Raw genomic sequence first — 12,728 nt, 5'->3', positions numbered from 1 at the left:
GTGAAATTATGGACTTTAAAAAATTTTTTAATTCTGAGAAACTTAAGGATAAAGTAAGCGAAAAAACCAATAAAAAAAACTTTATGAATTTACTGATCTTAGTTTTAGTTGGAGTGCTGCTAGCTATTCTAAGCAATACCTTTAAGGAAACCACTACTTCAAGTCTTATTCCTTCTAAAAATAATCAAATAACGGAAGTGGAAAAAACTAAAAATGTACAAGAGAATACTGAAACAATAAACAAAGAAGAACAGGATATTGAAAAAAAATTAAAGGATACATTAGAAAATATTGAAGGTGTAGGCAATGTAAAGGTAATGATTTACTTTAAAGGAGGTGAAGAACAGATACCTGCAATAAACATTAATGATTCTACAAGTCTTACAGAAGAAAAAGATGTGGATGGAGGTACGAGAAAGATAACTCAGAAAAATGATGGTAGAAGTATTGTTATGATGAATACAGAGGATGGAACTGAGCCTTTTGTTGTAAAAAAGTACAAACCTGAGGTTACTGGAGTGTGTGTTGTTGCTGCGGGAGCAGATAATAATCTAATTAAGCTGCAAATTCAAAAGGCGGTTATAAATCTCTTTGATTTAAAAGAAGATCAAGTTAATGTTTATGCAATGAAAAAATAACATAACTGAGTTCTATTAGGCATATAAATTTTTGTGAAAGGTAAAATAATAAATGCATGGGAGGTATTAAAATGAACAAAAAACAGGGAGCTATTATAGTAGTATTACTAGCTTTAATAGTTTGTGCTGGAATTCTAGCAACAAAATTAAATGCAGACTTAGATTATGTAGCTGGTAATGATATGTCAAGTGGTAAGAGTACTATCTCTTCAAATGATTCTGCTACAAGTAAAACAGGAAGCAGCTTTTTCCAAGAAAATCAAATTGTAAGAGACAATAATAATACTCAAGCTTTACAAAATTTAAAAGCATTGATAGATGATGAACATACATCTAATGAAGTAAGGGCGGATTTATCAAAGAAGTATACGAATTTAGCACTAGCAACAAGTAATCAAAACCAAATTGAAACAATCCTAAAGAGTAAGGGATATGAAGAAGTACTTTCTTATGTACAGGATAATAAAGTTACTATAATAATCAAAGCTACTAACAAATTAACTGAAGCTCAACAAAAACAAATTCAAGATGTAGTAATGGATGTTACTCACATAAAAGATGTTGAAATTCAATTAAAAGAATAATTATATTTGTAAATTTAAACTGCTTTTGATATAATAATCCTAAGATTAATTTGTTTTGAAAAATCAAAGCAAAGGGGGTACCTAAATGGACGAAAATTTAAACAAAGAAGTGGAACTAGGAATTGTGAAGATATCTGATGAAGTAGTTGAAGTTATTGCAGGTCTAGCTGCTTCTGAAATAGATGGAATTGAAGGCATGGGCACCACATTAGTTGGAGGCATAACTCAAATATTAAGTGGTAAGAAGAACTTATCTAAGGGGATAAAGGTTACTGTAGAAGAGGATAAAGCTACGATTGATATTCATGTTGTAGTAAAATATGGTATAAAAATTCCTGAGGTAGCAAGTAAAGTTCAAGAAAATGTCATTAAATTTGTTGAGTCGATGACCGGACTTAAGGTATCTGCCGTTAATGTATTCATTCAGAATGTAGTACTTCCTAAAGAGGAAGATAAGAATAATGAAAAACAAGATTAGTTCTACACCCTCTGTAAACAGAGGGTGTTTCCATGTTTAAAAGTGAATAATAACCTATTAATTGACAATAATTAAAGTAAATAGAAAAACTATGAACGATTAAATTTTTAGGAGGAACATATGAATAGAAGAAAATCGAGGGAAATAGCAATGAAGCTGCTATTTGAAATGACAATAAATAAAGAAGATTATGAGGAAATACTACTAAATTTTAAAGAAAATACTGACATTAATTTAGAAGATTTAGATTTTCAGTATATAAAAAATATAATAAATGGTATTGAAGAAAATAAAGAAGAGATAGACAATAAAATACAAGAGAATTTAAAAAATTGGAAACTAAGCAGATTATCTAAGATTGACATTACAATTCTTCGCATTTCTACTTATGAAATGTTATATACAGAGGATGTCCCAGACAAAGTTGCTGTTAATGAAGCAATTGAACTAGCAAAAAAATATTCTTCAGATAATTCACCTTCATTTATTAATGGAGTTCTTGGGAATATGATAAAAGGATAAAAAGTTAAAAAACAAGGGGGTTAACTAATGGGAGTTTCTTTAAATGGTAAGGCAGTTGCTGAAAACCTGAGAAATGAAATAAGAAAAAGTATTGAGGTAAAAAAAGCTAATGGAGAAAAAGTACCTTGCATGGCTAATATTCTTGTAGGTAATGATGGGGGGTCATTACACTATGTAAATAACCAAAATAAAGTATGTGCTGACTTAGGAATTGAGGTTAAAAGTATATACTTAGATGAAAAAATAACCGAAGAGGAAATAACAAAGGTAATTTGTGATTTAAATAATGATAATAATATAAATGGAATTATACTTCAATTACCGCTTCCAAAGCACTTAGATGAAGCTAAAATCACATCTTTAATATCTTTTGAAAAAGATATTGATGGACTTAATACAGTAAGTGTTGGTAAGTTATATAAGGGCGAAAAATGTTTTATTCCTTGCACACCAAGAGGAATAATAGAATTGATTAAGAGCACTGGTGAAAAAATTGAAGGAAAACATGCTGTAGTTATAGGAAGAAGCAATATAGTTGGAAAACCTGTTGCACAGCTGCTTCTTAATGAAAATGCAACTGTAACAATCTGTCATTCAAGAACTGATAATTTAAAAGAGATTTGCTCAAAGGCAGATATATTAGTAGCAGCAATAGGGAAACCTGGCTTTGTTACAGAAGAATTTGTAAAAGAAAATGCAATAGTAATTGATGTAGGAACTACTGCCGTAAATGGAAAGTTAGCTGGAGATGTTTGCTTTGATAGAGTTATAGAAAAAGCTAGTTTTGTTACTCCAGTTCCAGGTGGAGTAGGTGCAATGACTACAACAATGCTTCTAAAAAATCTATGTGAGGGTATAGAATAGGATGCAAATTAAAACCTTAACTGTTTCTCAATTAAATACATATATAAAGAAAATATTTGATAATGACTTTATTCTTAGAAATGCATCTATTAAAGGAGAAATATCAAATATTAAGCTGCATTCTACTGGTCACATTTATTTTTCTTTAAAGGATCAGCAGAGTAAAATTAACTGTATAATGTTTAAAACATATACAAATTCCTTGGATTTTATTCCTGAAAATGGAGATAATGTTATTATAAGAGGGAGAGTATCTCTATATCATAGTGAGGGAGTTTATCAATTTTACTGTGAAGAGATGAAAAAAGAAGGTATTGGTGACTTACATATAGCCTTTGAAAATTTGAAAAACAAGTTAATTAAAGAAGGTTTATTTGATCAGAAGTATAAAAAACAAATTCCAAAGTTTTTAAATAAGATAGGGATTATTACTTCTCCAACAGGGGCAGCAATTAGAGATATAATTAATGTTTCAAGAAGACGTAATCCTAATATAGATATTTTAATATATCCCTCCCTTGTTCAAGGAACAAATGCCAGCAATCAGTTGATTGAAGGAATACGATACTTGGATAAAAGGGAGGATATAGATCTTATAATATTAGCAAGAGGTGGAGGGTCTATTGAGGAGTTATGGGCATTTAATGATGAAGCTTTGGCTTACGAAATCTTTAACTGCAAAAAACCAATTGTAAGTGCCATTGGACACGAAACTGATTTTACTATTGCAGATTTTGTAAGTGACTTGAGAGCTCCTACTCCATCTGCAGCTGCTGAAATAACAGTTTACAGCCTTGAAGATTTAACAGAAAGAATTGAGAGTTATACTGAAAGATTGAAGCGGATTACAAATAGTACTATTTTAAATAAAACAAATTATTTCAATATTCAATTTAATAAATTGAAACTGAATAATCCTATAAACTTTATTGCCAATGAATACATTAGATTGGACAATATTAAAGAAAGACTAAAGCTTTGGATATCAACAAAAATTGAAAAGAAAAAAGAATATATTTCAAAATGTAATTCACTTCTTGAAGCAAATAACCCAATGAACATTATAGATAAAGGTTTTTCTATAATTCATAAGGATAAAAATAAATTAGTAACAAAAGTTGATGAGATAAAGCAAGGAGATTTATTAAAGGTATATTTAAGAGATGGAAGTGTATCTTTTACAGTAAATTTGATTGAAAAAAATAAAAGAACTTAAGTATGGAGGTCCTATATGGCAAAGAAAAAAGAATCCTATGAAGAGCTAATGGAAAAGCTAGATAATATAATTAAAGAAATGGAAAAAGGGGAAGTTTCCCTAGAAAAATCAATGAAAAATTATGAAGAAGGAATTAAGATTTCTAATAAGATGAATATGATTCTAAAAGAAGCAGAAGGAAAAATTAAAATCCTTACTGAAAATGGAGAAAAGGATTATATAGAGGTTGATGAATAATATGAATATGGATTATTTAAGACAAGAGATAAATACATGGTTAGATAATTATTTTGAAAATAAAGGCACCTATAATAAGGTAATTTACGATTCAATGGCATATAGTGTTAAGGTTGGTGGAAAAAGAATAAGGCCAACTTTAATGCTTTATACATATAATATGTTTAAAAATGATTTCAATAATATTCTTCCTATAGCATGTGCATTAGAAATGATTCATACCTATTCTCTCATTCATGATGATTTACCATGCATGGATAATGATGATTTAAGAAGAGGGAAGCCAACCAATCATAAGGTTTTTGGCGAGGCAATTGCTGTGCTAGCTGGAGATGGGCTTTTGAATGAAGCAATGAGCATAATGTTTAATGAGTCTCTTAAAGGAGATAAAAATGTCTTAGAAGCATGCTCTATAATTTCTAATGCAGCTGGAGTAGAGGGAATGATAGGCGGTCAAATTGTTGACATAATTTCTGAAGGTAAACTTATTGATAAAGACCAATTATACTATATGCATAAGTGTAAAACAGGAGCTCTAATAAAAAGTTCCATAGTAGCAGGAGCAATTTTAGGTGGAGCTAGTAAAGGGGAAATAAACATATTAGACGAATTTGGTGAAAAATTAGGACTAATATTTCAGATAAAAGATGATATATTAGATGTTGTTGGTGAAACAGAAATTTTAGGGAAAAATGCAAAAAGTGATATAGAAAATAACAAAACAACCTTTGTTACACAATTTGGATTAGATAAATGTATAGAATTCTGCGAAAGCTTAACAAAAGATGCAATTGATTTACTTGAAAAGTTGTCGTTAAATACAAATGATCTAAAGGATACAACAATATTTATTAGCAGAAGAAATCATTAATGAAGTAGATAAATAAATTTTCTTAAAATAAATGTAAATAAATACTTCCTATGGTATAATCCATATATGAATAAATATAAATTTTTATTGGATTTTTATTTAGGACATGTTATTGAGAAGGAAAGATGAAAGTATGTATAATATACTGAATAATTATAATGACTTAGATCAATTGAAGAAGATGTCATTTGGTCAAATATATGACTTTTCTGATGAACTTAGAAATTTCTTAATAGAAAAGGTATCAAAAACAGGGGGACATTTAGCTTCTAATTTAGGCGTAGTGGAGTTGACCCTAAGCTTATATAGAGTTTTTGATTTAAATAAAGATAAGATAATTTGGGATGTTGGACATCAAACCTACGTACATAAAATTTTAACAGGAAGAAAAGACAAATTCGATAATCTTAGAAGGCATGGTGGTATAAGTGGCTTCCCTAAATGCTGTGAAAGTAAATATGACCTTTTTGAAACTGGACACAGCAGTACTTCAATTTCAGCTGCCCTTGGAATGGCAAGAGCTAGGGATTTAACTGACGAAAAATATCAAGTGGTTGCTGTAATAGGTGACGGTGCACTGACCGGCGGAATGGCATTAGAAGCTTTAAATGATGTAGGTTATAGAAAAACTAATCTTATTATTGTATTAAATGATAATCAAATGTCAATTGGTAAAAATGTAGGAGGACTTTCTACTTATTTAAGTAAGATTAGGATAGACCCTAAATATAATAAATTTAAATTTGAATTCAATGAAGCTTTAAGGAAAACAAATTTAGGTAATGGTCTTGCAGATTCCTTGAAAAAAATAAAGTCAGGGATAAAACAAATACTTGTTCCAGGCATGTTTTTTGAAGATATGGGTATTAAATATTTAGGACCTATCGATGGACATAACATTAAAGAAATGACAAAAGTAATGTCTATGGCTAAAGATATAAAAGGACCAGTATTAATACACACTATTACTAAAAAAGGTAAAGGATATATATTTGCAGAAAACAATCCAGATAAGTTTCATGGAGTATCTACATTTGATTGGATGACAGGAAAGACTCCAAAGAGTTCTGTAGAATCATATTCTGAAACTTTTGGAGATGCAATGGTAGAAATAGCTTCTGATGATGATAAAGTTGTAGCAATTACTGCAGCCATGAAAGATGGTACCGGTTTAACTGAGTTTGCAGCTAAATTTCCTAAGAGATTTTTTGATGTTGGAATTGCAGAACAGCATGCTGTAACTTTAGCAGCAGGTATGTCAAAGGGTGGATTGAAACCAGTTTTTGTGGTATATTCAACTTTCCTTCAAAGAGCCTATGATCAAGTTATTCATGATGTCTGTCAGCAAAAATTACCTGTAGTTTTTGCTATTGATAGGGCTGGTATTGTTGGTAACGATGGAGAGACTCATCAAGGAGTTTTTGACCTGTCATATTTATCACATATGCCCAATATTACAATTATGAGTCCAAAGTCTACTGAGGAATTAAAGTATATGCTTAAGTGGTCTGTAAATCAAAAATGCCCTATTGCTATTAGATATCCAAGAGGAGGAGATAATGTAAAAATACATTTAAAGCCTCTTAATGATTTTATACCTGGTAAATGGGAAGTGATTAACAATGGAGGAAAGGTAGCATTAATTGCTACAGGAAAAATGGTTCAGATTGCCATGGAAGTACAACATAAGTTAAAAAACAACGGCATTGAAACTACATTAGTAAATGCATGTTTTGTTAAACCTATAGATAAGAACTTGTTAAAAAATTTGTTAGAGCAAAATTATAAAATTATTACAATTGAAGATAATGTTCTTCATGGAGGGCTTGGATCTTTAGTGCTAGAATATGCTAATTTGCTAAATTACAGAGCTAGTATTACAAACTATGGATTTGAAGATAAATTTATTTCTCATGGAGATGTTGATGTTTTATATAAATTATATGGTTTAGATTCAGATGGTTTAGTAGAAAAAATTATCAAAATAATATAAGGGGTACTATATGAAAGAATCAAAAAGTAGTAGACTAGATTTACTTTTAGTTCAAAAAGGAATATTTGAATCTAGAGAAAAAGCTCAGTCAAGCATAATGGCAGGAGAAATATTCATAGATGGTCAAAGAGTTGATAAATGCGGTCAAAAGGTTAAAGAAAACGCAAATATAGAATTTAAAGGACAACAAATGCCTTATGTTAGTCGAGGAGGCTTTAAGCTTGAAAGAGCCATAAATACTTTTAAGATAGATTTAGAAGGAAAAATCTGTATGGATATAGGTGCTTCCACTGGAGGCTTTACTGATTGTATGCTGCAAAATGGCGCAAAGCAAGTGTTTTCAATCGATGTAGGCTATGGTCAATTTGCTTGGAAGCTAAGAACTGATCCAAGAGTTGTATGCATGGAAAGGACTAATGCCAGATATATAACTAATGAGGATATTGGGGTATTCACTGATTTTGCTAGTATTGACGTATCATTTATATCACTAACTAAAATAATTCCACCTATCTTAAATCTTATGACTGAAAATGCAGAAGTGGTTGCTTTAATTAAACCACAATTTGAGGCTGGAAGAGAAAAGGTAGGTAAAAGAGGCGTAGTTAGGGAAGCAGCTATTCATGAAGAAGTTATAGAGAATATAATAGAATTTTTAATTAACAACAACTTAAAGGTTCTTGGTCTTGATTATTCTCCAATCAGAGGACCAGAGGGAAACATAGAGTATTTAGTGTATTTTACAAAGAATCCAAATAGTGAGATTATCTTTGATAAAAATATAATAAAAGCAGTTGTAGAACAGTCACATAATACTCTTTAATTTGGAGGGAAAATGAAAAATATAGGAGTAAATATTAACAGCAGTAAGTTTATAGATGAAAAAGTTATTAATGAAATAATCGAAAAAATTAGTAAGTATTTTAATAAAGCTAAAATAAAAATTTTTATGGACACTATAGGACTTGAAGAAGAGACAACAAAAAATTTAGATATGGTAATAGTTTTAGGTGGAGATGGTACAATTCTTAGAACTGCAAGGATAATTTCTAAGTTCAATGTTCCTATTTTGGGAATAAACATGGGAAATCTAGGGTTCCTAGCCAGTGTTGAGATACTGGAATTAGAAGAAGCTTTTGAAAAGCTAAGTAAGGGTGAATATAAAGTTGAGGATAGGATGATGCTTCAGTGCGAAGTTTTCAGTGAGGATTCTCAAAAGACTTATAATTGTTTAAATGATATAGTTATTTCAAAAGGTGCTTTATCTAGAATCTTAAAATACGATGTATATATTGATGGAGAGTTTTATACCTCATTTAAATCAGATGGAATAATTATTTCTACCCCTACAGGTTCTACAGCTTACGCACTTTCTGCTGGTGGACCAATAATTTACCCTACACTAGAGATTATGTCTTTGACACCAATTTGTCCTCATTCTCTGCACTCTAGAAGTATAATTCTTGAGAGCAATAGTGAAATTTGTATAAAGGTAGATTCTAAAAATGAAAGATTTTTTTTAACTTTAGATGGTCAAGAGTCTGTAAAACCAGAGCAATGTGAAATGATAATGGTTAAAAAATATGATTGCAAGTGCAAGCTTATAAAAATAAATGGATACAATTATTTTCAAGTTTTACATAAAAAAATTTTTTAGTTTTATTTAAGGAGATGAAAAATGAAAATACAAAGGCATTCGAAGATACTAGAGATTATTAATTCGAAGGATATTGAAACTCAAGAAGATTTAGCAGAGGAATTAAAGAAATTAGGAATGGATGTTACACAAGCAACAGTTTCTAGGGATATTAAGGAATTAAAGCTTATTAAGGTTCTATCAAATAAAGGAACATATAAATACGCTACTATATCTCCTAGTGAAGGCTTAATATCAAATAAACTAGTGAATGTTTTTTCTAATACAGTAATTAACGTTGAGAATGTTCAAAATTTTGTTGTGGTCAAAACCTTATCCGGATCTGGCTCAGCGGCTGCAGAGGCTATTGACTCTATGAACTTCGAAGGTATTGCTGGAACTATTGCAGGAGATAATACTATATTTATTCTATGTTTAAATGAGGAAAAAGCATATGAAATTGTTAAGAAGTTAAGAAAGTTACTTTCAGATAAATAGGAGGTTTATATGCTTCTACAGCTTAATATTAAAAATTTTGCATTAATTGAGAATTTATCTATTGATTTTGAAAAAGGCTTTAATATTTTAACAGGAGAAACTGGCGCTGGAAAGTCAATCATTATAGATGCTATTAATTTTGTCCTTGGTAGTAAATCTGGTAAAGAAATGATAAGGACAGGAGAAAATAAGACTTTTGTTGAAGCAATTTTTGAAATTAAAAATAGCGAAACTATTGAGATGTTAAAAGATATGGAAATAGAATTTGATGATTTAATTATAATCGCTAGAGAAACCTTTAAATCTGGCAAGAGTATTATTAAAATAAACAATAAAGCATTTTCTATTTCTGATGTAAAAAAAATCACAAGTACTTTAATTAATATTCATGGCCAGCATGAGAACCAAAAACTGTTGAATTCCAGTTCTCATATTTATTATTTAGATAAATATGGCAGTGAAAAATTAAATGATTTATTAAATAAATATAGTTTGCTATATAAAAGATTGCAAGAGATTAATAAAGAAATAGATGAGTTAGGTGCAAATAATGGTGAAAGAGAAAAAACTATCGATTTTCTTAAATACCAATTAGATGAAATAAGTAATGCAAAATTAGTAATAAATGAAGATGTAGAATTAAAAAATAAGTTTTCAATATTAAGTAATTCTGAAAAGATAAATAATTCTTTAATAAGTAGTTATAATATACTTTATAACAGTGATGATAATTTTATTTCAGCATACGATTTAATAAACAGGGCAATTAGAGAATTAAGAAATATTGAAAAGCTTATGGTTAATATACCATCATTAGTAAATTCATTAGAAGAGGCTTATTTTAATATAGAACAAAATATAAATGAAATACGTGATATTCAAGAAAGCATAATTTATGACAAAGATGAATTAGAAACTATTAATAGTAGGATTTTTTTAATTGATTCCTTAAAAAAGAAATATGGAGAAACAATTGAAGATATATTGGCTTATAAGTCTAAAATATCAGACGAATATGATAAACTAGTCAACAGCAACAAAATTATCGATGAGTTAAATAAAGAAAAGAATAAAATAACAAGTTCTATGGGAAATTATTCTAAAAAAATTCACGACACAAGGTGCAATATTGGAGAAGAACTAGAAAAAAAGATCAAATTTGAATTAAATTATGTTGGGCTTGAAAAAAGTAACATTAAAATACAGGTTAATTATGAAGAAGAATTTTTGGTTAATGGTCGTGACAAAGTCCAGTTTTTGATTTCTACTAATCCTGGAGAGCCTTTAAAGCCTTTAGATAAGGTGGTTTCAGGAGGAGAATTATCTAGAATAATGTTAAGCTTGAAAACTGTATTTGTTGATAAAGATGAGATTCCTTCAGTAATTTTCGATGAAATAGATACTGGAATTAGCGGAAGGATTGCACAAAGTGTTGGAGAGAAGATGTATTTGATTTCTACATTACATCAAGTATTTTGTGTAACACATCTTCCTCAAATAGCCAGCATGTCAGATACTCATTTTATTGTATCTAAAGAAGTTCAAGAAGGAAAAACTTATACCCTTATTAAAAAGCTGAATAATTTAGAAAAAGAAAATGAAATAGCTAGAATGATTGGCGGTTTAAATATAACTGATTTAACGTTACAAAATTCTAAAGAAATGATAAAACTAGCTACTGAAAGAAAAAAAAACTTAATTAATTATAAATAAATTCATAATCATGATATGATTATGAATTTTTTTTGTTTTTAATTTTATTTTAATTTATATAATTGTTTATTTATTAAACAATTACTAAAAAGACATATATACAATAGCATAATTAAATCTTAATAGGGTAAATTAATTTTGAATAAAGTATGTTATGCAGGAGGTATAAAAATGAAAAATAAAAGAAAATGCATAATATGCTGGAGTTTAATTCCTATTTTGATTTTCTTTTTAACTATGTATTGGCAAACTCTAAGTATTCCAAGTACAATTTTTGTACGAGAAGGACAGGAATTAAAATCCAATTATATTATAAAGCTAAATAACAGATTTAATAAAATTAATAGCAATGAAAATAATAAAACCTTCGATGTGAGCTTGCTTGGAATGATTCCGGTAAAATCAGTTTCATTAAAAGCTGTTCCTAAAATTTATGTTTATCCTGGAGGAACACCAGTAGGAGTAAAATTATCTACAAAAGGAGTATTAGTTGTAGCATTAGCAGATATTGAAACAGAAAAAGGAAAAGTAATGAGTCCTTCAATTGAAGGTGGGATTCAAGTAGGAGACATTATTACAGAAATAAATAACAACAAAATTAAAAGTTCTCAAGACTTAATCAGTATTCTAGAAGGAAATAAGGACAAAACCCTATCAATAAAAATAGAAAGAAATGAGAATACAATAGTTAGAGAAGTAAAACCTATAAAAGATAAAAAAAGCAATCTATATAAGATAGGTTTGTGGGTAAGAGATTCAACTTCTGGAGTTGGAACTTTAACGTTTTATGATGAGAAAAGTAAAAAGTTTGCTGCCTTAGGTCACCCAATTACTGATGTTGATACAGGTACAATTTTAAAAATAAATGATGGAGAAATTCTTGAATCATCGATAATTTCTGTGAGAAAAGGTGAAAAAGGCAATCCTGGAGAATTAAGAGGAATATTTATAAATGAAGATAATTTTCTGGGAAAGGTTTCTAAAAATACTATTTGCGGAATATATGGAGATGGAGAAAAGAATTTAGTAGGTAATAAGTTTAATAAACCAATTCAAATTGCTTTAAGACACGAAATTAAAGAGGGACCTGCAAAAATAATAACTACTATTGATGGTAATGAACCAAAGATGTATGATATAAGAATAGAAAAATTATTATCTCAAGAAAAACCAGGACCCAAAAGCATGGTTATTAAAATAACTGATCCAGAGCTTATTAAAAAAACTGGTGGAATTGTTCAAGGAATGAGTGGAAGTCCAATAATTCAAGATAATAGGTTAGTTGGGGCAGTAACTCATGTACTAATAAATAAACCTGATGTTGGATATGGCATTTATATAGAATGGATGTTAAAAGATGCAGATATTTTAGGAAAATAATCTAGTAATTGTATCTAAAAAATAGTAAAATAGAATATATAATTATAAAAGATAGCATTAGCTATCTTTTATTTTAAAAAATGTATCCTTATTTTAGA

At 29.1% G+C, this 12,728-nt stretch carries 14 protein-coding genes; all 14 read left to right on the top strand.

Annotated elements, in window-relative coordinates:
* The first annotated feature begins 8 nt into the window (after positions 1-8).
* The 14 genes from spoIIIAG to spoIVB all read left to right on the top strand — a co-directional run bounded on the left by spoIIIAG (position 9) and on the right by spoIVB (position 12,630).
* Positions 9-638, top strand: a complete 630-nt coding sequence (gene spoIIIAG / locus CLHOM_RS02605; RefSeq protein WP_052220127.1) for a stage III sporulation protein AG — start codon at positions 9-11, stop codon at positions 636-638.
* A gap of 71 nt (positions 639-709) precedes the next feature.
* Positions 710-1,222, top strand: a complete 513-nt coding sequence (locus tag CLHOM_RS02600) for a SpoIIIAH-like family protein (RefSeq protein WP_052220126.1) — start codon at positions 710-712, stop codon at positions 1,220-1,222.
* A gap of 85 nt (positions 1,223-1,307) precedes the next feature.
* The gene (locus CLHOM_RS02595) at positions 1,308-1,700 is read left to right on the top strand and encodes an Asp23/Gls24 family envelope stress response protein (protein WP_052220125.1); all 393 of its coding nucleotides are present in this window, start codon (positions 1,308-1,310) and stop codon (positions 1,698-1,700) included.
* A gap of 120 nt (positions 1,701-1,820) precedes the next feature.
* Positions 1,821-2,222 (top strand): transcription antitermination factor NusB, encoded by a 402-nt coding sequence (gene nusB / locus CLHOM_RS02590; protein WP_052220124.1) that lies wholly within the window; start codon positions 1,821-1,823, stop codon positions 2,220-2,222.
* A 27-nt stretch (positions 2,223-2,249) separates the two neighbouring features.
* Positions 2,250-3,086: a tetrahydrofolate dehydrogenase/cyclohydrolase catalytic domain-containing protein gene (locus CLHOM_RS02585; RefSeq protein ID WP_052220123.1), complete on the top strand. Its 837-nt coding sequence runs from the start codon at positions 2,250-2,252 to the stop codon at positions 3,084-3,086.
* Position 3,087: 1 nt separating this feature from the next.
* Entirely contained in the window at positions 3,088-4,302 is a 1,215-nt protein-coding gene (xseA, locus tag CLHOM_RS02580) for an exodeoxyribonuclease VII large subunit (RefSeq protein ID WP_052220122.1), read from the top strand.
* Between the two features lie 15 nt (positions 4,303-4,317).
* Complete coding sequence (locus CLHOM_RS02575) at positions 4,318-4,539, top strand: exodeoxyribonuclease VII small subunit (protein ID WP_052220121.1); 222 nt, start codon at positions 4,318-4,320, stop codon at positions 4,537-4,539.
* A 1-nt stretch (position 4,540) separates the two neighbouring features.
* Positions 4,541-5,410: a polyprenyl synthetase family protein gene (locus tag CLHOM_RS02570; protein ID WP_052220309.1), complete on the top strand. Its 870-nt coding sequence runs from the start codon at positions 4,541-4,543 to the stop codon at positions 5,408-5,410.
* A 133-nt stretch (positions 5,411-5,543) separates the two neighbouring features.
* Positions 5,544-7,403, top strand: a complete 1,860-nt coding sequence (gene dxs / locus CLHOM_RS02565; protein ID WP_052220120.1) for a 1-deoxy-D-xylulose-5-phosphate synthase — start codon at positions 5,544-5,546, stop codon at positions 7,401-7,403.
* Positions 7,404-7,413: 10 nt separating this feature from the next.
* Positions 7,414-8,226 (top strand): TlyA family RNA methyltransferase, encoded by an 813-nt coding sequence (locus CLHOM_RS02560; protein WP_052220119.1) that lies wholly within the window; start codon positions 7,414-7,416, stop codon positions 8,224-8,226.
* Positions 8,227-8,238: 12 nt separating this feature from the next.
* Positions 8,239-9,060 carry an NAD(+)/NADH kinase gene (locus CLHOM_RS02555; RefSeq protein WP_052220118.1) on the top strand — a complete coding sequence of 274 codons (822 nt, stop codon included), beginning with the start codon at positions 8,239-8,241 and terminating at the stop codon, positions 9,058-9,060.
* A 21-nt stretch (positions 9,061-9,081) separates the two neighbouring features.
* Complete coding sequence (locus CLHOM_RS02550) at positions 9,082-9,537, top strand: arginine repressor (protein ID WP_052220117.1); 456 nt, start codon at positions 9,082-9,084, stop codon at positions 9,535-9,537.
* 9 nt (positions 9,538-9,546) lie between these two features.
* On the top strand, positions 9,547-11,250 hold the full coding sequence (gene recN / locus CLHOM_RS02545) for a DNA repair protein RecN (RefSeq protein ID WP_052220116.1): 1,704 nt from the start codon (positions 9,547-9,549) through the stop codon (positions 11,248-11,250).
* A gap of 171 nt (positions 11,251-11,421) precedes the next feature.
* Positions 11,422-12,630: a SpoIVB peptidase gene (spoIVB, locus tag CLHOM_RS02540; protein WP_052220115.1), complete on the top strand. Its 1,209-nt coding sequence runs from the start codon at positions 11,422-11,424 to the stop codon at positions 12,628-12,630.
* Positions 12,631-12,728: the final 98 nt, after the last annotated feature.

Origin of the sequence: Clostridium homopropionicum DSM 5847, from assembly GCF_001263795.1 — a bacterium.
Taxonomy (GTDB): Bacteria; Bacillota; Clostridia; order Clostridiales; family Clostridiaceae; genus Clostridium_H; species Clostridium_H homopropionicum.
Note: the sequence above shows the minus strand (reverse complement) of the source record. Positions and strands in the feature narration are given on the sequence as shown.